The sequence below is a fragment of the Luteitalea pratensis genome, from assembly GCF_001618865.1.
GTDB lineage: Bacteria > Acidobacteriota > Vicinamibacteria > Vicinamibacterales > Vicinamibacteraceae > Luteitalea > Luteitalea pratensis.
The window spans coordinates 1,659,539-1,679,439 of sequence record NZ_CP015136.1; the positions used below are offsets into that span (position 1 = coordinate 1,659,539).

Annotated in this window: 19 protein-coding genes; 10 read left to right on the plus strand and 9 right to left on the minus strand. The window is 67.4% G+C overall.

Translation table 11 applies throughout. From position 1 onward, the window contains the following. Window positions 1-51: 51 nt before the first annotated feature. On the minus strand, window positions 52-1,032 hold the full coding sequence (locus tag LuPra_RS06875; protein ID WP_110170061.1) for an aldo/keto reductase: 981 nt from the start codon (window positions 1,030-1,032) through the stop codon (window positions 52-54). Between the two features lie 79 nt (window positions 1,033-1,111). On the opposite strand from LuPra_RS06875, the gene LuPra_RS31655 reads away from it, so the two are divergent. Genes LuPra_RS31655 through LuPra_RS06885 form a run of 3 tightly spaced genes read left to right on the plus strand, consistent with a single transcriptional unit; the run spans window position 1,112 to window position 2,643 of the window. Next, window positions 1,112-1,261 (plus strand): hypothetical protein, encoded by a 150-nt coding sequence (locus LuPra_RS31655; RefSeq protein WP_157898834.1) that lies wholly within the window; start codon window positions 1,112-1,114, stop codon window positions 1,259-1,261. Window positions 1,262-1,284: 23 nt separating this feature from the next. After that, a complete protein-coding gene (locus tag LuPra_RS06880; RefSeq protein ID WP_110170062.1) occupies window positions 1,285-1,632 on the plus strand; it encodes an AI-2E family transporter in 348 nt (115 codons plus the stop codon). Between the two features lie 48 nt (window positions 1,633-1,680). Continuing rightward, window positions 1,681-2,643, plus strand: a complete 963-nt coding sequence (locus LuPra_RS06885) for a PP2C family protein-serine/threonine phosphatase (protein ID WP_110170063.1) — start codon at window positions 1,681-1,683, stop codon at window positions 2,641-2,643. Window positions 2,644-2,671: 28 nt separating this feature from the next. On the opposite strand, the gene LuPra_RS06890 is transcribed toward LuPra_RS06885, so the two are convergent. Beyond that, window positions 2,672-2,821: a DUF1059 domain-containing protein gene (locus LuPra_RS06890; RefSeq protein ID WP_110170064.1), complete on the minus strand. Its 150-nt coding sequence runs from the start codon at window positions 2,819-2,821 to the stop codon at window positions 2,672-2,674. A 56-nt stretch (window positions 2,822-2,877) separates the two neighbouring features. On the opposite strand from LuPra_RS06890, the gene LuPra_RS06895 reads away from it, so the two are divergent. From LuPra_RS06895 to LuPra_RS06905, 3 genes are all read left to right on the plus strand, one after another. Then, window positions 2,878-3,666: an AfsR/SARP family transcriptional regulator gene (locus LuPra_RS06895; RefSeq protein ID WP_110170065.1), complete on the plus strand. Its 789-nt coding sequence runs from the start codon at window positions 2,878-2,880 to the stop codon at window positions 3,664-3,666. After that, a complete protein-coding gene (locus tag LuPra_RS06900; RefSeq protein WP_110170066.1) occupies window positions 3,666-5,213 on the plus strand; it encodes a cation:proton antiporter in 1,548 nt (515 codons plus the stop codon). Before LuPra_RS06895 ends, LuPra_RS06900 begins: the two co-directional genes overlap by 1 nt. 119 nt (window positions 5,214-5,332) lie before the next feature. Further along, window positions 5,333-6,613: an MFS transporter gene (locus LuPra_RS06905; RefSeq protein WP_110170067.1), complete on the plus strand. Its 1,281-nt coding sequence runs from the start codon at window positions 5,333-5,335 to the stop codon at window positions 6,611-6,613. A 92-nt stretch (window positions 6,614-6,705) separates the two neighbouring features. Here LuPra_RS06905 and LuPra_RS06910 read toward each other — a convergent pair whose 3' ends face one another. The 3 genes from LuPra_RS06910 to LuPra_RS33055 are packed head-to-tail and all read right to left on the minus strand — an operon-like array spanning window position 6,706 to window position 8,481. Then, complete coding sequence (locus LuPra_RS06910; RefSeq protein WP_110170068.1) at window positions 6,706-7,365, minus strand: hypothetical protein; 660 nt, start codon at window positions 7,363-7,365, stop codon at window positions 6,706-6,708. Beyond that, window positions 7,334-8,221, minus strand: coding sequence for a DUF3500 domain-containing protein (locus LuPra_RS06915; protein ID WP_234800768.1), 888 nt, complete (start codon window positions 8,219-8,221; stop codon window positions 7,334-7,336). The genes LuPra_RS06910 and LuPra_RS06915 overlap by 32 nt, the downstream gene beginning before the upstream one ends. Next, a complete protein-coding gene (locus LuPra_RS33055; RefSeq protein WP_169812017.1) occupies window positions 8,176-8,481 on the minus strand; it encodes a DUF3500 domain-containing protein in 306 nt (101 codons plus the stop codon). Before LuPra_RS33055 ends, LuPra_RS06915 begins: the two co-directional genes overlap by 46 nt. On the opposite strand from LuPra_RS33055, the gene LuPra_RS06920 reads away from it, so the two are divergent. Then, window positions 8,480-9,790: a protein kinase domain-containing protein gene (locus LuPra_RS06920; protein WP_157898835.1), complete on the plus strand. Its 1,311-nt coding sequence runs from the start codon at window positions 8,480-8,482 to the stop codon at window positions 9,788-9,790. The genes LuPra_RS33055 and LuPra_RS06920 overlap by 2 nt on opposite strands. Before the next feature lie 21 nt (window positions 9,791-9,811). On the opposite strand, the gene LuPra_RS06925 is transcribed toward LuPra_RS06920, so the two are convergent. The 4 genes from LuPra_RS06925 to LuPra_RS06940 form a co-directional block, all read right to left on the minus strand. Next, the gene (locus tag LuPra_RS06925; RefSeq protein ID WP_110170071.1) at window positions 9,812-10,195 is read right to left on the minus strand and encodes a beta-propeller fold lactonase family protein; all 384 of its coding nucleotides are present in this window, start codon (window positions 10,193-10,195) and stop codon (window positions 9,812-9,814) included. Window positions 10,196-10,379: 184 nt separating this feature from the next. Beyond that, a complete protein-coding gene (locus LuPra_RS06930; protein WP_110170072.1) occupies window positions 10,380-11,030 on the minus strand; it encodes an NrsF family protein in 651 nt (216 codons plus the stop codon). Next, the gene (locus tag LuPra_RS06935; protein WP_110170073.1) at window positions 11,020-11,589 is read right to left on the minus strand and encodes a sigma-70 family RNA polymerase sigma factor; all 570 of its coding nucleotides are present in this window, start codon (window positions 11,587-11,589) and stop codon (window positions 11,020-11,022) included. Before LuPra_RS06935 ends, LuPra_RS06930 begins: the two co-directional genes overlap by 11 nt. 206 nt (window positions 11,590-11,795) lie before the next feature. After that, the gene (locus LuPra_RS06940) at window positions 11,796-13,481 is read right to left on the minus strand and encodes a hypothetical protein (RefSeq protein ID WP_157898836.1); all 1,686 of its coding nucleotides are present in this window, start codon (window positions 13,479-13,481) and stop codon (window positions 11,796-11,798) included. Between the two features lie 211 nt (window positions 13,482-13,692). On the opposite strand from LuPra_RS06940, the gene LuPra_RS06945 reads away from it, so the two are divergent. From LuPra_RS06945 to LuPra_RS06955, 3 genes are all read left to right on the plus strand, one after another. Continuing rightward, window positions 13,693-16,992 carry a TonB-dependent receptor gene (locus LuPra_RS06945; RefSeq protein WP_157898837.1) on the plus strand — a complete coding sequence of 1,100 codons (3,300 nt, stop codon included), beginning with the start codon at window positions 13,693-13,695 and terminating at the stop codon, window positions 16,990-16,992. A gap of 256 nt (window positions 16,993-17,248) precedes the next feature. Next, on the plus strand, window positions 17,249-18,031 hold the full coding sequence (locus tag LuPra_RS06950; protein ID WP_169812018.1) for an SDR family oxidoreductase: 783 nt from the start codon (window positions 17,249-17,251) through the stop codon (window positions 18,029-18,031). Window positions 18,032-18,064: 33 nt separating this feature from the next. After that, a complete protein-coding gene (locus LuPra_RS06955) occupies window positions 18,065-19,885 on the plus strand; it encodes a tagaturonate epimerase family protein (RefSeq protein WP_110170077.1) in 1,821 nt (606 codons plus the stop codon). Window positions 19,886-19,901 lie beyond the last annotated feature (16 nt).

Here is a 19,901-nt window from a genome sequence, read left to right on the forward strand (position 1 = left end):
GAGGCCCGTCCCACGCCATCCATCGTCGATGGGTGGCGTGTCCTGGCGTGGCTAGCGGTTGACGTTCTTCTGCATCTCGGCGGTGTAGCGCGCACCCACGATCTGCACCTGGCCGAGCGCAGCCTCGATGCGTCCAAGATCGCCAGCCGTCAACTGCACGTCGGCCGCGCCCATGTTCTCGTCGAGACGATGCCGCTTGGTGGTGCCAGGAATCGGGACGATCCACGGCTTCTGGGCCAGCAACCAGGCCAGCGCCACCTGGGCCCGGGTCGCATCCTTGTCGGCGGCTACGGCGCCGAGCAGGGCCACCAGGGCTTCGTTGGCCTGTCGTGCCTCGGCGGCGAAGCGGGGGAGGATGTTGCGGATGTCTCCCTCCCCGAAGGCAGTGTCGCCTTTTATGGTGCCGGTGAGGAAGCCCTTGCCGAGCGGACTGAATGGCACGAAGCCGATGCCGAGTTCCTCCAGCACGGGAAGCACGCATTCCTCGGGTTCGCGCCACCACAGCGAGTACTCGCTCTGCAGGGCAGCCAATGGCTGCACGGCGTGGGCGCGTCGGATGGCATCCGGGCCGGCTTCCGACATCCCGAAGTGCCGCACCTTGCCTTCCTGAATGAGGTCGCGAACGGCTCCGGCGACATCTTCCATCGGGACCGCCGGATCGACGCGGTGCTGGTAGAACAGGTCGATTCGGTCCGTCTGCAGTCGCTGGAGCGACTGATCGGCGACGACCCGAATGCGCTCGGGACGGCTGTCGAGGCCGGCACGGGGATCGCCATTCTTCCAGCCGAACTTCGTGGCGAGGGCCACCCGGTCACGAAACGGCGCCACGGCTTCACCGACCATCTCCTCGTTCACCTGGCCGTAGGCTTCGGCGGTGTCGAACAACGTGACGCCTCGCTCGAACGCCGCCCGGATGAGCGCGATGCCGTCGGTTTTCTCCACACCGGGGCCGAGGCCGAAGCTCAATCCCATGCAACCGAACCCGATCGCGGACACCTCGAGGCCACTGGTTCCCAATGAGCGCGTATACATGCTCGTCCTCCCTGGGCGTGATTCTCGTGCGGTGCGGCCGTGATCAACGGTACCCCCGGACGCGGCGCGTGAGAAGCGTATGCTTACCCTGCCAACCACCCGAGAGGAAGAATTGCAGTACGAGAGATCACCCGACATCACGCGCATCGTCCTGCTCGTCCTGGTCCTCGGCATTCTGCTGGCGGGCACGGCCTGGACACTCCTGCCGTTCCTGAGCGGCGGGATCTGAGCGACGACGATTGCCGTCGCCACATGGCTGGTGCTGCTCAGCGTGCAACGATTCGCCGGCGGCAGGCGGTGGCTGGCGGTCGTGATCATGAGCGTCCTGGTCCTGCTGGCTGGACTGGCAACGTCGGGTCGGCAGTGGCACTCTTGATCTACAGCCTGCCTGTGGGCGCGCTCGACAACATCGTCCGCCCGATACTGATTCGCCGGGGTGTGCAACTGCCGCTGTTGCTCATCATCGGCGGTGTGATTGGCGCCCTGATCGGATTTGGCGTCGTCGGCCTCTTCGTCGGTCCCGTCGTGTTGGCCGCGACGTATACGCTTGCGAAGGACTGGGTCGCCCGCGGCCAGACGACGGAGAAGGTGACGGAGTAGTACGGTCGAGCGAGTATCATCATCGCGAACCGTGCCGAGGCAGCGCCGATGAAGATCCGTTCGAAGCAGCAGCGTGATGTGGCGCTCGTGGGCACAGAGACGCACGACCTCATGTTCGACGCGCCCATCCTCACGTTCGATGCGCCGGTAATCGTCGATGCGTTCGGGCTCTCGGACACCGGTCACGTCCGCGCGTCCAACGAGGACCACTTCCTCATCGCGCGGATCGGACGCTACTTCGAGACGGTCGGGACGAGCCTGCCGCCTGGCGAAGTCCCCGAGCGTGCCGATGAAGCGGGGTATGCCCTGGTCGTCGCCGACGGCATGGGTGGGCACGCCGCCGGCGAACTCGCCAGCCGCCTGACGATTCGCGAGATGGTGCGTGTCGCCATGACATTGCCGGACTGGATCGTGCGCCTCGATGAGGACACGGTCGACCAGGCCGTCGGCCGGTCAGAGGACCGCATCACCCAGGCCCACAAGGCACTGATCGCCAAGGGGCGTCGCGAGCCCGACCTCAAGGGGATGGGCAGCACCGTGACGGCTGCCCGCAACCTGGGCCGCATGCTGCAGATCGCCCACGTCGGCGACTCGCGCGCCTACCTGTTGCGCGGCGAACTCCTCACGCGGCTTACTCGCGACCACACCTACGTGCAGATGCTGGTGGACGCCGGGCGGCTCACGCGCGAGGCCGCAGCGAAATCCTCGTCGCGCCATGTGCTGGTCAACGCCGTCGGCGGCGTCAACGACAGCGTCCGCGTCGACGTCGAACACGTGCCGCTGGAAAACGGCGATCGCGTCCTCTTGTGCAGCGATGGCCTGACCGACCTCGTGGACGACGACGCCATCCGGTTGGTGCTGCTCCACGCGTCCACGTCGGAGGAGGCCTGTCGTGTCCTGGTCGAGCGTGCGCTCGTGGCGGGAGGTCGCGACAACGTGACGGCCGTTGTCGCGTCGTACCGGTGGGACGAGCAGGCACGCAATTCACGCACTGGCGATCAGCGCTCCTGACGTTGCCTGCTCGCCGGCCGGGCCGGTCTCAGGCCGGCCGCGCCATCGCCAGCGCCTGTTCCCGGCTGAGTTCCATCTGATGCACCTCGCGGGCGTGGTTCTGCGCCTTCTGCACCACGTCCTCGTCGTCCTGGCCTTCGATTCGCACACCACACGGACACTGGATGATCTTGGTCATCGTGCTCCTCCCTGGGCCGGTATCATAGCGACGCGCATTGTGATGATGTTGCCGGAATGTTGACGACGCCTGGTGCCGGTCCGTGCAGTACACGCGTGTATCTCTGCGGACGCGTCGCGGTGGAGCGAGGGCCATGCGTCGTCCGCGACGCCGCGCTGGGTGGCGCGCAGTGCCGCCTGCTGCTTGCCTTTCTCGGCACGCGCCGGACGCGCCCTGCGTCCCGGCTCGAGACCGTCGACGCCCTCTGGGGTGACACGCCGCCGCCTTCGGTCGAGGTGTCGCTGAACGCCGTGGTGAGCAAGTTGCGTGCGGCGATGCGCAAGGCTGGTCTGCCACCCCCGCATGGTGTAGCCACCGAGTCGGGGACGTTCCAGTTGATGCTGCCGGATGCCTGGTTCGACATCGAAGACGCGAGGACGTCGATCGATGGAGCCGAGGGCGCCCTGCGTCGAGGCGACAACGCGGGCGCCTGGTCTGCGGCGAACGTCTCGGCCGTGATCGCGCGGCAGTCATTCCTCGTCGACGAGGAGGCCCCCTGGGTCGTGCGCGAGCGCGAAACTCTGCAGCGGATCTGGCGCCGCGCCTGCATCGTGCTGTCGTCGGTCAGTACCGCGACGGGGGAGTTCCAGTTGGGGATCCAGCATGCCGACGACGCGTGGTCGGCCGAGCCGTTCGACGAAGTCGCCTGCCAGGCGCTGATGCGGGCACACGCGGCCGCAGGCAACCGCGCGGAGGCATTGCGTGTCTTCGCACGGTGCCGGCGCCTCTTCCGCGACGAACTCGGCGCCGAGCCCTCGGACCAGACGGCCGAAACGTTCCTCACCATCCTTCGATCGAGGAGTTGATGCGGGGACTCGAAGAACTGCTGGCGTTGTTCCTTGCCGCGGTGGCCCTGGCGAGCGCCGCGCGCCGGGTCGGCGCGCCGTATCCGGTCTTCCTGGCCCTTGGCGGCGCCGTCCTGGCCTTCGTGCCGGGGGCGCCCTCGTTCTCGGTGCCGCCCGAACTGGCCCTGGCGCTGTTTGTCGCTCCAGTCCTGCTCGATGCCGCCTTCGATGCCTCGCTGCGAGACCTTCGCGACAACTGGGCGCCGGTCACGGGCCTCGTCGTCTGCGCCGTCGGGCTGACGACGGCAGCGGTCGCGGTTGTCGTGCGCACGTTGCTGCCGGAGGTGCCGTGGGCGCCGGCCATCGTGCTGGGCGCCGTCGTGGCTCCGCCCGACGCCGCCGCGGCAACCGCGGTGCTCCGGCAACTGCGTCCGCCGCACCGCATCCTGACGATTCTCGAGGGCGAGAGCCTGCTGAACGACGCGAGTGCGCTGCTGATCTACCGGCTGGCCGTCGGCGCAGCCGCGGCTCACAGTTTCAGCCTGAACACGGTTGCGCCCACGTTCCTGGTCGCGGTAGCCGGCAGCGTGGTGGTGGGACCGGTGCTGGGTTGGCTCGTTTTCAACGTGCTGGCTCGCGTGCAGCACGTGCCGACCTCGATCATCCTGCAGTTTGTCACCACCTTCGGCGTCTGGATTCTCGCCGAGCACCTCGGGCTCTCGGGGGTCCTGACGATGGTGTGCTACGCGGTGACAGTCGCACGCTGGTCGCCGGAACGGACGCCGGCGCAGACGCGCCTGCCCACCTATGCCGTCTGGGAGACCGTCGTCTTCGCACTGAATGTGCTGGCGTTCATCTTCATCGGCCTGCAGGTGCGGCCGATCCTCGACAGCCTCGGAGAGGCCGAACGCGGTCGATATCTCGTTGTTGCGCTCGCGGTGCTCGCTACGGTCATCGTCGTCCGCCCCGCGTGGCACATGACCTTCAACGCGGTGATCCGCTGGCGGCATCGCCAGTACGGATTCAATCCGCCGCGGCCGATGTTGCGGCCGACGGTCGGCAGCGGGCTGGTGATCTCGTGGGCCGGCATGCGCGGCATCGTCTCGCTCGCGGCGGCGCTGGCGCTGCCGGCGGCGTTTCCCTACCGCGACCTCATCGTGCTCACCGCGTTCTCGGTGGTGCTCGGCACACTCACGATCCAGGGACTCACGCTCAAGCCGTTGTTGCGGTCACTGCACCTGCAGGATGGCGATCCCGTCGGCCAGGAGTCCAGTGCCGCACGAGTGCGCGTACTGGAGGCCGCGCTGTCGACACTCGCCGGCGACGCCTCCCCGGCGGCCGAGGCCATTCGCCGCGAACTCGGCGCCCGTCTCGCTCCGGACGTGCCGTGGGATTGCGGCGATGCCGGCCTGGCAGGTGCCCACGCCCAGTTGCGCCGTCGCGCCCTCGAAGCGTCTCGCCGTGCCGTGCTGGCGATGCGCGCCGGCGGAGACATCGGCGACGACGCTTTTCATCGCATCGAAGAAGAACTCGACTGGCTCGAGATGGCGGGAGTCACGCGCGACTGACCCGCAGGGGCTATGATGGGGCGGCAAAGCTCATCCACATAGCACGTTCCCATCACTCGACGATGCCCTGAGGCCGCGACCCTGATGCGGTCGAGTGCGGGGCCGAGGCCGTCCCGCGCATGAAGCATCGTCCCCGCGTCCTGGCGTTCCTCATCCTGCTGTTCGCCATCACCTACATCGATCGGGTCTGCATCTCGGTGGCCGGCCCGCGCATGCAAGCGGAACTCGGGATCAGTCCCGTGATGTGGGGCTGGGTCACGACGATGTTCACGTTGTCGTACTGCCTGTTCGAGATTCCCACGGGCGCCCTCGGGGATCGGATCGGACCCCGACGAGTACTGACACGCGTGGTGACGTGGTGGTCGGTGTTCACGTCGCTGACCGGCATGGTGTCCAATGTCTGGGCGTTGCTGGTCGTCCGCTTCTGCTTCGGTGCCGGCGAAGCCGGCGCGTTCCCCAATGCCTCGATCGTCATCGCCCGATGGTTTCCGGCGCGGCAGCGGGCAAGCGTCTCGGGCGTGATCCTGATGGCCAGCCAGATCGGCGGCGCGCTCGCTCCGCTGCTGATCGTCCCCATCCAGATGCGATACGGCTGGCGCGCCTCCTTCCTCGTCTTCGGCGCCGTCGGCTTGCTGTGGTCGGCAACCTGGTACTGGTGGTTTCGCGATTCGCCGCGGGAGATGCCGGGGATCGCTGACGCTGAGCTGGCGGAGGTACGCGACAACCCGTCAGCACCGCATGGCGGGTTCCCGTGGCGCGTCGCACTCGGGTCGCGCACCGTACTCGCCCTTCTCGGCACGGCGTTCTGCTACGTCTACGTCTATTCGTTCTTCCAGACCTGGCTGCACACGTTCCTCGTGCGTGGCCGCGACTTCGGCGAGGCCAGCCTGCTCCTGTCGGCAATGCCCTACACGGTTGGTGCAGGGGCGAACCTGCTGGGTGGCGCCGCCAGCGACGCGCTCGTGCGGCGGCTGGGCCCGACGTGGGGACGACGGACGCTCGGCGTGGTGGGACTGGGGAGCGCGTGCGTGTTCACCATCGGTCTCGCGTTCACGCGCGATCCAGGTATCACGGTGCTGCTGTTGTCGCTGATCTACGGCGCGATCGCGTTGCAGCAGTCGGGGGTCTTCGGCGTGTGCCTCGACATCGGCGGCAGCCATTCGGGAGCCGTGCTCGGGATGATGAACTCGTCGGCGGCACTGGGCGGGCTGGTCGCCGGTCTTGCCTACGGCTACATCGTCGAGGCGACCGGCAGCTACGACGCGCCGTTCGTGCCGATGGCCGTGCTGCTAGGCGTCGGGACGTTGCTCTGGCTGCGCATCGACGCGGCGCGCGTCGTCGGCAGCGAACCCGGACATCAGGGTGCAGCAGCGACAGTGGCCGTGCCTGTCCGCAGTTGACCCGCGCAGGAACACAGGAACACAGGAATACAGGAGCACAGGAGCGCAGGGGCGCAGGAGCGCAAGAGGTGCCGCTCCCGGCGCGGGGCGCTTTACCGCATGCGGGCGCGAGTCATACGGACCAGCAGGACGGCAGCCACGAGCCCGGCCATCACCACGCTGCTGGTCCTCGGGCTGGAGGCGCCCTCCACCGAGTAGTCCAGCGACAATCGACTTTGATCGGGACTGTGCCGCTGTCTCTCGATCACGATGCCGGCCGTGTCTGGCATCAGCGCGTTTGCCACGTACACGCTCTCGCGGGGCGCGTGGCCGTTCGTGAACGACAGGTGATGCATGCCGGGAACGACGATGTCGCGGTCCGCACGAGCCTGCAGCCGGATGGTGCCTTCGCCGTGGCGCAGCGCCGCGAGCGTCGGGAAGGCCGAGGCGTCGAGGCGCAGCGGCACCATCGTGTCGTCCACGACGACTTCGAGGCTGGCAACCACCGCCCTGGCGTAGGTGAGTTCCTCGGCGCGCGAGAGCACGCCGTCGGCGTCGCGGTCGATCGTCGTGATGATCGATGCCGCGACGGCCGCACCTGGAGTCAACTCGATCGCGGCCAGCACGCCCTCGGGACGAACGTCCAGCCGGGTGGCCTGCAGGTACTCGTCGAGCCTGTGCGCCGAGACCGCGGAGCCAAACGCGATCGCGGTGGCCACGACGAGACCGGCCGCCGCGACGCTACGGGCGCGTGTACGCGGATCCGTAGTCATTGGTCGGGTCCCGGTAGATGGTGTGGATGTGGTCGACGTCGCGCTGCGGCGCGTATTCGATGACCAGCGTCGGCCCCTGGATTCGGAAATAGGCGGCACTGTCCGGCGTTGTCGGCCCGCTCCATGCGAAGTACGTCTGCGCCAGCTTGCCCCTGATCTCCTCGATCCGTGGAGCCGCATACGCGTCGTTGGCGATACCCGCCCACTCGCGCGCGATGTCGATCACCATCGACTGCTGGGTGGCCGACAGTGCAGTGGCGCGGATGCCCTCCGGCTGGATCGTGCGTCCATCCTGCCCGGGGCCAAGTACGAGATCGGGCACCGCGTACCCGACGATCGCCGGCGTTTTCTGGGTCTCGTCGAGGCTCGCGATCAGCGCAAACGCGCGATCGTTCTCCTGACCGAGCGGACGGATCGTGCGCCCCTCGAACGCGAAGCTCGCAGGCTGGGTGCCCGTGAGGCTCGGGGCGAGCGTCGCGCGCGCCCCGGCAAACGTCAGGTTGAGCGCGAGATGGTGCCCGCCGAACTGCAGCATCCACGGCATCGTCGTCGACGGCTGGCCGACGAATGCGATGGAGTACTCGTCGGAACCGAATGCCACCGGACCGCCAGGCCGACCACCGCCCGGACCACCAGGACCACCAGCTGGCGGGGAAGCACCTCCGGCGGGCGGGCCCCCGGGCCCTCGTCCGCCACCGCCAGGCCCACCGGGGCCGTTCCTGCCGACACCGTCACGAAATGCATCGTCGGCACGCAGGATCTCGGTGACCTTGCGGTAACCGGAGGCGCTGAATGCCGTTTCGAGCAGCGTCATCGCCGCCGTCCGTTGCGCCGGCGTGAGGTCGCCGAGCCGCACGCCCTCCCGTTTGAAGATGCGGACGGGAAGTTCGACCAGTGCGTCTTCTGCCCACTGTCGAACGGGAACTGGACCTTGCCGCGACCCGCCTGGTCGAGCGTGCTCACGAACTGCTGTGCCGCAGCGACGATGCGTGTGGTCGCCGCAGCGGGCGCGCTCGCCGATGGCGTCACCGCGGCAGGCTGCGTGGGCACCCGAGCGCCAGCGGACACGAAGACACCAAGCAGCGCAGCCGATCCCAACCCGAGCACGAGTCGCATGTCGACGACCCTCCTGCTGGCACTGTACGTTCGTGCGCGGCAGCGCGTCGACTCGCCGGTCGTCAGCACAAAGATTTCACATGTGGCCACGTCGGCACTGGTGTGGAAGCGAGACGCGCGCGATGATGATCGGCGCATGCCTTCGACGACCCGTCGCTCGACGGCGACCCGTGCCAGGCCCGACACGCTCAGCACCACGCTCGTGCCCACGGCGACGGTCGTGTCGCGCTCACCCAAGGTGCCGGGGCGGTCGACGCTGGAGCGCCTGGTGGAGTACGAGATCGGCCAGGTGATCGGCCGCGGCGGATTCGGCGTCGCCCACCGTGCCGTGCGCCGCGTCATCAGCACCGGCGACACTTCGTCCTGTTGCGTCAAGTTCATCGAGGCCTCGGCGATCAGCACCTGGCATCGCGAGGCCTATTTCGGTGAGCTGCTCAGGGGCGTGCCGCACGTCGTGCAGGTGCTCGACACGTTCGTCCATGTCGGCGGCCGGCGGCCTCGGCACGTCCTGGTGACGGAACTCGCCGAGCACGGCAGCCTGACCACGTTTCTGCCGAAGCATGGCGCCTTCCCGGAAAGGAAGGCGAAGGCGCAGGTGCTCGGCATCGCCCGTGCCACGGACCTCCTGCACCGGATGCACGCCGTGCATCGCGATCTGACGCCGAACAACATCTTCGTGATGAGCGACCTGACGCTGAAGCTCGCCGACTTCGGCATCGCGAAACACATCGCCTACGGACGCGGCGTCCAGAACGACGCGCAGAACCCGGCGTTCGTCCACCACCTGATGCGGGTGGGCGGGCTCCGGCTCTGGAAGCGCCAGCAGGACGTCTACCAGTTGGGGCAACTGCTGGCGATGCTCCTCTCCGGCAATCCGAAGCGGCACGCCTCACGCGACGTCGCCGCCCTGCGCTGCTCCGATCACATGAAGGGGATCATCCAGCGCAGCATCGGCCCCGAGACCGGCCGCTATCCGACGGCCGCGGAGTTCGTCACGGCTCTGCAGTCCAAGCCGCAGGCGCTCCGTCATCAGCGCCTCGCCGCCCTCCGCGACGCCGTCGTGGTGTTCACCGGGGCGCTGTCGATGACGCGCGCGAGGGCCGCGTTACTCGCCCGTCGCGCCGGGGCGACCGTCGCGTCGAGCGTGACCCCGGCGACGACGGTCCTCGTGTTCGGTAAGCCGTCCAAGGATTACGGCGCTGGCAGCAAGGGACGCAAGTTGCTGGAGTACGACCGCTTGTGCGCAGAAGGCTACAAGATCCGGCTCATCAACGAAGCGACGTTCGTGCGCGCCGCGAAGGCAAAATGACGGAAGCGATGTGGCCCGTGATCACCGGGCGGCCAGACCGTTGGCGCCTGTCGGTGTCGTCGCGCCGGTCGGGATCGGGCGAATGGCGCCATCACCTTGCACCTCGAACGCACCGATCGTGTGGCTGCCGTTGTTGAGGGTATAGAGGAATCGGCCGTTGCCCGTGATCGCGATGTCGCCTGGGCCCGCGCCGGTCTCGCCGGCGCGCCCGTTGGCCTGCACCAGGGTGATCTCCGCGTCGAAACCGATGGCGTACGCCGAGATGGACGCGCTGCCAGCAATTGTCGTGTAGGCGAAGCGTCCGTTGGGCATCACGACCACCCAGCAGGCCGCCGTCTGCGTGGTCGGCACCGAGGCGCCGACGGTAGTCAGCGCGCCGTCGGCGCCGGCGATGTACGACGACATGGCGCTCGACAGTGGGGCTCCGCCGAACGCCTCGATGCCGCGCTCGGCGCCCAGCTGACCGTCGACCTGACTTGTCCACCGTGGCCTTGGCGAAGGTGGAAGGTCGACGGCTACGCCCCGATGGTGTAGGCGTCGAGCTTGCTCGACGCTCGCCGCGACGATGGTGTGGAACTCTCGGATCGCGTCAGGAAGGGCGGGGCAGCCAGCGCAGGAACCTGCGTCCAAGGGCGATGCCCGCGACGGTCAACATCGTCACCGGCCCGAAATGCCACAGCAGCAGGTGCGCCGCGTCGTTGTTGGAGCAAATCAGTTGCGTACCGAGGGCTCCGAGCGCCGCCGCCGTAAGCGTGGCGAGCAGCCCGGTCCATGCGGGGCGCAGTGGGGCAGCGCGACGCACGAGTGACCACAGCAGGACGCCCGGCACGATCCCGAGCAGCGTGATGTCGACACCGCATTGAGGCGCTGGCGCTGGCCACCACACCCGCGAGTCCTCGGGCTGCGCGACGATGGCCGCGAAGAGCCACGCAGCCCACGCGGTGATCGCGACGAGCGGCAACCAGCGCGTCGCCGGCGTCGGTTCCGCACCGGGCACACTGACGACCAGGGCAGCGGTGGCGGCCAGGAGTGCCGTGCCGATCAGCAAGCCGGCCTGTCCCAGGAACGACGCGGTCCACATCGTCTCCGCGAGGTCGTGCCGCAAGTGCACCCACGCGACTCCAGCGGCGAGGCACAGCGCCGCGGCCAGGGCCCATCGCACGAGGCGCACGGCAGGGCGCGCCAGTGGACGCACCGGTGTGGCATCCCGGACCAGCCTGTCGATCAGCTCATGCTCCATGCCACCACCCACCCAGTCGCTCGCGCAACACGCGATACGCGCGGTGTGCCGTCACCTTGACGTTGGACTCGCTCATCCCGAGGCGGCCAGCGACCTCGCGCACGGGACGCTCCTCCAGTTTCAGCAGACGCACCACGTCGCGCTGACGCGGCGGCAACGCATCGACTTCGTCGAGCACGCGGGCTCGGACCTCCGCCTGCCTCGTGTCATCGTCTGGCCCCCGCTGGTCCGGCGCAGTCGCGATCGCGGTGTCGTCACTGGTCTCGCGCTTGAGCACGCGCGACGCCTTCCGCGCGGCGTCCACCAGGCGGTGCTGCATCAACGCATAGCACCACGGCGCGAACGGGCGCGACGGGTTCCACGTGTGCCTGGCCTGGTGCAGGGCCCACAGGATGTCCTGCACCGCGTCGTCAGTCCAGGGGGCGCGACTCGACCGCTGCTCGACGTAGCGACGCACCACGGGCACGAGGGCGGTCAACAGCGCGTGGTACGCCTGTTGATCGCCCGCCTGGGCCTGTTGCATGAGGCCGCGGAACTCGGCTTCCTGGGACGCAGTCACGCGCGCACGACGGTCCTGCCGTGATGTATTCGCTGGCCGGCAGATCCTGGTTACATCCCTCGCGGGCCACGCTCGGCGCGGCACACGACTCGGTCACCCCATTATCAACGCGCCAGGCCGGGCTCGGAGAGCCGGCCCTACCCTTATCTCACGAAGGGCCTGACTGCGACGAAGCGGCTTCGGGCAAGTTGCCGAGTGCTGTCCGCTCAGTGACCGTACGGCGGCGCTCCGCCATCGTTCACGCGTATGCGCACGCTTTCGCCTTCCTTGAGCGTCAGGGCCAGCCCCTGCACCAGTTCGGCGCCGAGCCTCGCGGCGGGCGGGCCATCGCCGACCCTCACCTCGTAGCGGCGATCGTGCTCCACGGTGAACCACTCCGGCCACTCGTTGAGCCGCGGATAGTTGATCGGCAGGTGCAGGTGGTCGCGGTGGCGCGGGTAGTCGAAGTGGACCCGGCCGGCCCAGGCCCGATCGGCGGTGACGCTGAGCAGCACCGAGCTGCCGTCACGCTCGGCGCCGAGGTGTACCTGGGGGTTCCATGGCTCGAGGCGGGCACCCTGCGCCTTCCACATCACGTACATGAGCGCGGTGCGGATGGTGTTGCCATCGCCGTACCAGTCCTCGACGATGCCGTCGGGGCGGACGACGTCGAGCATCTTGGCGGTGGCGATGTCGATCTGCTCCGGCAGTCCAGGCGTCGGGATGCGGTTGAGCAGCACCAGCGCCGACTCGATGGCATCCGAGTAGGAGTCGGCACTCCACCAGGCAACCGGCGGCGTCTCGTCGAACAGGTACGTGGGCGTACGGGTCACCGTGCCGAGGGCACGCTCGACAGCCTCCCGGAAGCGCGGCTCGCCGGTGGCCATGTACGCGGTGTACACCCCGTTGAACATGTAGCCCCAGCAGTGCGCATGCCGATTGGCGATCGGCTTGCCGGTGACGATGTCGATGTCGTGGTGCCAGACGCCGTCGGCAGTGCGGCCAACGGCGAGGAGCCTGTCGATCATGCGGATGAACGCCGGACGGTATTGCGCCGCCTTGTCGGGCCTGGCGTGCATGGCCAGCACGAAGGCTTCCGACAGTCCGCCGACGATCTCGTTGCCATGGTCCGACAGCACGAAGCGCGTGTTCAGGGGTTTCTGCGTCTTCACGTCCCACCGATCGGCCGGGAGGTCGTGGGTGGTGGGCAGCATGTCGAGGAAGTAGAAATCCGCGATCGCCAGCACCTGGTCGAGATATGCCTTCTCACCGGTCTTGAAGTAGAGCCGGCTCAGCACCTGCAACATGTTGCCATTGATCTCGGTGGTCTGGGCGGGCAGCCGACCGCGGCTGGTCTCGTAGGGCGCGTGGCGGATGATGTCGGCCGCGATGCCCTGCATGCGGTGGTACCAGGGCGTGTCACCGAACAGCTCGGTGAGCGGGATCAGGCCATCCTTCATGTACTCGCCGGAGCCGAAGATGATGGCATCCATGTCCGGCGTCGCACGGACGAAACCCTGCCCACCGCCCTTTACGTCGTCCGACAACCGGCCCACGCGGGTGGTCAGCAGCGTCTCCTGCCGCAGGATGTCGAGCATGGCGCCGTTGTAGACGTCCGGCTCGGTGAGCCGCGCCGCCATGACCATGAAGGGATAGAGATCAGCGGCAGTGTTGGCGACGACCCAGCTCGGGTCCGGTTCGCTGCCCTGGAACCGGCCGCGGTGGGGCAACAGCCCACTATTGGGGTCGCGCCGCGCCAGCCACCCGTGCATGATTCGGTTGCTCGTCACGAGCGCCCGCGTGGCCTGCCGGCCATTGCGGGCAGCCCGGGCCGCGGCGTCATCGTCGGGCGCGACGGCACCGGCCGCGCTCAGCAACGCACACCACCACACTACCGATACGACGGGGCGCATCAGTTCGCTCCAGTGGATTTGCTCGATGTGGAACAGTCGTTGTCATCCCATAAGCAAATCCGTTGTTGACTCTGCCGAAATCCGCTTCATGCTAGCCGCATTCGGAGCAGTAGATGCCAGCGTGCCTCGTGCTCGGGCTGTTTCCATAAGCAGGCGCCCCCCGAAGCATTCCGCGTGCGTCCCTGGCCATGCTCACGACCTGGAGGCAACCGTGAAGCCGTTTCGACCACTGCACCGCGTCCTCGTTCTGGCCCTGGTAGCGTGCGCATCGCTGGCCTTGCCGACGATCGCCGCTGCCCAGGCGCTGTATGGCAGCCTCACCGGCACGGTGACCGATAACACCGGCGCCAGCATTCCTGGCGTGACCGTGACGGTCACCAACGAAGGGACCGGGCTGAAGCTCGATACCGTAACCGACGGCCAGGGGCTGTACACCATTCGCAACGTGATGCCGGGTACCTACACGCTCAATGCGGTACTGCAGGGCTTCAAGACCTTTGCGCAAACCGGCATTCCGCTGACCGCCGGCAACATCCTGCGCGTCAATGCGACGCTCGAAATCGGCGCTTTGACCGAGTCGGTCACCGTGACCAGCGAGGCAGCGCTCCTGAAGACCGACAAGGCCGACGTGAGCGTCGAACTGCAGCCCAAGGCGATCACGGACATGCCGTTGAACCAGTACCGGAACTACCAGGCTTTGATGAACCTGGTGCCCGGTGCGACCCCCGGGGCGTTGCAGAATTCGACGGGCTCGACGCCGCAGCGCTCGCTCCGCACGGCCGTCAACGGAACCAACCCGAACAACAACAGCACCCGCATCGACGGCTCGGCCAGCATCAACATCTGGCTGCCACATCACGCGGGCATGGTGGCGTCGGCCGAGACGATCGACAACGTCAACATCGTCACCAACAGCTTCGATGCCGACACGGGCATGGCCGGTGGCGCCGCGATTGCGGTTGTGACCAAGTCGGGCACCAACAACGTCCGCGGATCCGCGTTTTTCTTCCACAACCGTGACGATTGGAATGCCAACACGTTCTTCAACAACGCCAACGGCCTCGTCAAGCCGCCGGTCGACAACTCGATCTACGGCGGCACGCTGGGTGGCCCGATCGTCAAGAACCGTCTCTTCTATTTCGGGTCGTACGAGCGGTTCGAAGAGGAGCGCGGGCTTCAGGAGACCTTTTCGGTGCCGACGGCGCGGATGCGCAACGGCGACTTCGGCGAGGTCCTGGCGGCCTTTCCGACCTTCCGCATCTTCGATCCTCTGACCGGCGCGGCTAACGGCACGGGGCGCGAGTTCTTCCCGGGTGCCGTCATCCCTGCCAACCGTATCAGCCAGATTGCGCGGCGCATCCAGGAAACGTACCCGGCGCCCAACACGACGGCTGACCTGAATCGCAACGGCATTGCCGACGACTACGCGGTCGCGCGCGCGCCGATGTTCGACCGGGACAACTACGACGCCAAGGTGTCCTGGAACCGCTCCACGGCACACCAGATCTGGGGCAAGATCTCGTACCTCAGGGCGGACGCTCAGGATCGCTTCCTGCTCGGATTCGACGGGAGCGCGCCCGCGCCGACGGAGGTGATCGCGCCGGTCTTCGGCCACACCTGGACGCTCTCGCCGACGCTGATCCTCGACGGGAGCTTCGGTGTCACGCTGAACGAGCAGTCGGCCTTCAACCCGGACTACGGCACCAACTACGGGTCCGATATCTGGGGCATCCCGGGAACCAACGGTGGAGACATCCGGCAGAGCGGCATGCCGAACGTCGCCACGGGCCTCAGCTCGCTCGGCAACACCAACGTCTCGAACCCGTACTTCTGGAACACCTCGGTGTACTCGTTTTCGCAGGCGCTCACCAAGGTGGCCGGTCATCACGAGCTGCGTCTCGGCTACGACCTGAACCACCTGTCTATGGAGCATTGGCAGCCTGAAATCGGCAACTTCGGTCCGCGCGGCGGGTTCACGTTCAGCGGCAACGTCACCGGCGCATCGGGGTATCAGCCGGTTAGCGGTGGCGGCTTCAACGGCTATGCCGCGTTCCTGCTCGGCCTGCCATCCAGCTCCGGCAAGAGCGTGCAGGCCGAGGAGATGACCACGCGCGAATGGCAGCATGGCCTGTACATCCGCGACCGCTGGCAGGTGAACGACAAGCTCACCCTCAACGGTGGGCTGCGCTTCGAGATGTACCCGACCATGACCAGGGCGGATCGCGGCATCGAGCGGCTGGACTTCAGTACCTGGAACGTCCTGCTCGGCGGCCTGGGTGGCAATCCGAGCAACGTCGGCGTCAAGGGCAAGCCGGTCTACGTGGCGCCGCGCTTCGGCGCCGCATATCGTATCGACGACAACACGGTGTTCCGCACCGGCTACGGCATCACCGTCAACCCGCTGCCGTGGTCGCGTCCGCTGCGTGGCTTCTTCCCGGCCACGATCGCGTTCAGCCAGGCGGCCGCGGGCAACAACTTCATCGGCTCGCTCGAGCAAGGTATTCCGCCGATCGCGACCCCGGACCTGAGCACCGGCAGCGTGCTCTTGCCGCGTGGCGTGGACATGCGCACGCCGAACCTCGATAACGTCGATCGTGCCTACCTGCACCAGTGGAACGTCACGCTGGAGCGCCGCTTGCCGTTGGACCTCGTCACCAGCGTCGGCTACGTGGGCACCCGGACCAACGGCGGGTACGCCTACATCAATCAGAACTACGCGGAGCCGGGAGGGGGCGAGGCAGGTCGCCGGTACTTCGCGCAGGCGGGCAGCGCCAGCATCCAGGACTGGGGCAACTGGACCACCAGCAAGTACCACTCGTTGCAGGTGGCGGTAAACCGTCCGTTCAAGAACGGGTTGCTCGTCAAGGGCGCCTACACCTGGAGCAAGGCCATGAACATGGCCGACGAGGATGGCTGGCAGGATCTCGTGTGGAATATCTCGAGCCAGTTCGACCGCAACTACGCCAGGGCCGGTTACGACCGCACCCACGTGTTGCAGATGGGGTTCGTCTACGAGTTGCCCTTCATGCGCGAGAGCCAGAACATCCTCGGCTACGTCGTGAAGGATTGGCAGGTGAACGGCATCTACTCGGCGTTCTCGGGCGTGCCGTTCACCATCGGCGGCAACAACACGCAGTTGCTCGCGTCTGGCGCCGGCTCCATCACAGCCAACCAGAATGGCGACTTCAACGTGATCAACGACCCGAGCCGCGACGTCAAGTGGGTCGACGTGTCGGTCTTCTCGAACCCGAGCGGCTCGCAGTGGGGCAACTCGGGCCGCAACGCCTTCCGTGGACCGTCGGTGTGGAACCTCGATCTCTCGCTGTTCCGCAACATTCCGTTTGGCCGCTACCGCATGGAGTTCAGGGCCCAGGCGTCCAATGTGCTCAATCACACGCGGTATAACAACCCCGATACCGGCATCAACAACGCGACGTTCATGCAGTTCGTGAATTCCGGGTCGTACGACGCCAACCGCGTGATTCAGCTGGGGCTGCGCTTCCAGTTCTAGGCAACCTTCGCTTGCTTCGCAAGCTCGGTTGCCAACGCTCATCATCGGGGCCCGCCTCGGGCCCCGATGAAGTTCTAGTTCGCCGCCGCTCGCTCAAGCGAGTTCGGCTCATTACGCTCAACGACGGGCGGCCAAACGGCCGCCCGTTGTAGTTCCAATCGACTCACTCTCCGGGGGCCTCACGCCGGGCTGCGGCCGGCGTCTCACAGGAAATCCCTGGATGGGAGGCCCGCAGCGGCGATACTCTGCGGCTCTCATGAGCACCTACCTCGATTCCCTCTTTTCCCTCGACGGCAAGGTCGCCGTCGTCATCGGCGGCACCGGCGAACTCTGCGGCGCCATGGCCGAGGGCCTGGCCGGCGCGGGCGCCGAAGTCGTCCTGGTCGGTCGTAGCCTCGAGAAAGCCGAGGCGCGCCTGACGAAGATCGCCGCCGCCGGCGGCTCGGGCTGGTTCCACGCCGCCGAGGCCAGCAGCAGGGCCGAACTCGAGGCCCTGCGCGACGCCGTGCTCGAACGCAGCGGCCGCATCGACATCGTCGTCAACGGCGCCGGCGTCAATTCCGCCACGCCGTTCTTCGACATCGCCGACGAGGAATTCGACCGCATCGTGCGAGTCAACCTCCAGGGGGTGTTTCTCGGCTGCCAGGTGTTCGGCAAGTACCTCGTGGAGCGCGGCCAGGGCGGCTCGATCATCAACCTCGGCTCGATGTCCGGCGTCGTGCCGCTGTCGCGCGTGTTCACCTATTCGGCCACCAAGGGCGCCGTGCACAACCTCTCGCTCAACCTCGCCCGCGAGTGGGCGCCGCACAAGGTGCGCGTCAACGTCCTCGTCCCGGGCTTCTTCCCGGCCGAACAGAACAGGAAAGTGCTCACCCCCGACCGCGTTGCCAGCATCATGGGCCACACGCCGATGAAACGCTTCGGCGAGGCCCGCGAACTGATCGGCGCCACGCTGCTGCTCGCGAGCGACGCCGCGGGTTCGTTCATCACCGGTGAAGAGCTGATCGTGGACGGCGGCTATCACGCGATGTCGATTTGAGCGCCCGCCACGGCCAGGCGCGAACATCCTCTTATGTCTGCCATCAACGCGTTCCTTCTCGAGCACGATCTGCTCATCGCGCAGAACCCCTGCATCAGCCCGGATTTCTGTCTGGACTGGGCGGCGTTATCGGCCGACGTCCAGACGGGCCGGGTCAGGGAATACTCCAAGAGCCGCTTTGCCACCGCGGCTGGCGAGTGGACCCTGCTCGAGAACGCTTCCGGCGACTGCGCCTGGAAACTCCACGCCGCCGCCACGCCGCTGGCCGAAGGTGTCGCCCTCGGCGACGCGACCTGCTTCCCGGCCAGCTGGGCGAACCTGCTCACGTTGAAGAACCTCGTCCAGGAGCACGACCCCGGCTCGACGATCTTCCCGACCGCCGGAGCGAACCTCGGGCGCAGCACGCTCGGCGTTGGCGCGCGCTTCACCACGCTGCACTGGCCGGCCGTCGAGTGGGCGATGAGCGCGCTCGGGATCGGCCTCACCGCCAATCAGAACTCCATCCCGCGCGAACTGGTCTACGACGTCGATGCGATGCTCGGCGACCGGCTCGACACCGTGCCGTTTCCCTTCATCGGCACCCACGTCCCGGAGGGGCACCAGGGACAGAGCGTGGAGGGTATGAGCCACGGCTGCGTGCTGTCGAAGCTCAGGACGGGCTTCCACCGGACGCGCATTGCCTGGTCGTTCAACGCCGACCACCAGCCCATCGGAGGCAAGTTCGACGCCCGTGAGGACGCCCTCGTGCAAGGGTGCCTGCTCGCCAGCTACATCACCTTCGATCTCTCGCCCGAACTCGCGCTCAGTCTGTCGGCCAGCCTCGCCGACATCCCGGTCGATGTCGTCGCACAGGCTCGGGCGCGTGTCGCCGCCGCCGGCCTGGACCTCGACGACGCCGTGTTCACCCAGCTGCTCGCGACGGTGTGGACGCCGATGCGCAAGATGAAGCGCCGTGACGAGCAGTACGCCGCGGCTCGCGCGGCGGCGTTCACCACCGCCGTCGGCCGCACCTACCTGCGCGAACTGTCCATCGACGAGCTGCCAGGACTGACCACGCCCGAGACCACCGCCATCATGCTGGCGCTCTGCGAGGTGCTCGGCATGCCGGTGGACTTCGTGGCGCCGGCCTTCGGCTTCCAGAAGAACACGCCGTATCCCGACAACGCCGCCCTGCGCACGCTCATCGAGCGGCAGTGGAACGTCTGCAAGGAGTTTGGCTCCAGCATCGGCTTCCACTCCGGCTCCGGCAAGTCGGCCGAGAACTACCAGGTCATGGGCCAGGTCACGGGCGGCGCGCTCGAGATCAAGACCAGCGGGCGCTATACGTACGAGATGGGTGTCGCTCTGGCGCAGTCCACCGATGCGACCGACGCCGCCCTGTGGCGCGACTGGTACAGGTTCACCGTCGACATGGCCGTGGCCGGCGCCTTCAGCCCCGACGCCACCGAGCAGAAAATGGCCCGGACCTTCGTCGAGACGACGCTGACCGCCATGGGACAGCCGGGCGACGTCTTCACGTCCCCGGCCGACTGCCACGCCGCGCTCGAGGCGTTGACGCCTTCGGCCGACCACATGATCTTCTTCGAGTACAACTTCCTCTACGTGCTGGCTGCCGGCGGCCGTCCGGAGAAGTCCGCGCTCGGCGATCACACGCCGGCGGGCTACGCCCAGCGCGCGCGCTTCTACGCCATCAGCCCACAGGCCCGGTTGGGGTTTTCCAAGCGCGTCGCCGCTTACCTCGTCTTCCTCGCCAGGACCACCGGCCTCTCCTCCAGCGAGCGTTGTGTCTCTGCCAGCCACCGCCTCGACAGCTACACCACCCTCGACGCGATGCTCGACGACATCAGTCGGTGACCAGCACGGACTCGCG